At 62.2% G+C, this 233-nt stretch carries 1 pseudogene; it reads right to left on the reverse strand.

The features are described 5' to 3' along the window. A pseudogene (locus B4920_RS28095) lies at window positions 1–233 on the reverse strand (urocanate hydratase); the annotation flags it as partial.

Genomic DNA, 233 nt, shown 5'->3' on the forward strand with positions numbered 1-233 from the left:
CAGAGCCCGAGTCCAGGTGGTCGCGGCCAATGACGATCGGCGCGGAGACTTCGCCGCTGCGCACCATTTCGTTAAAGGCGAGGCCGAGTTTTTGCCGCCACTCCAGCCCGACCCAGCAGATACGCGCTGGCAGGCCCTGGAAATTAATGCGCTCGCGCGCCATGTCCAGCCAGCGGTGCAGGTGCTCGTCGTCGGCGACAATTTCCTTCACTCTGGCGTCGGTTTTGTAGATA

It is taken from the genome of Zoogloea sp. LCSB751, assembly GCF_002028455.1.
Lineage (GTDB): Bacteria > Pseudomonadota > Gammaproteobacteria > Burkholderiales > Rhodocyclaceae > Zoogloea.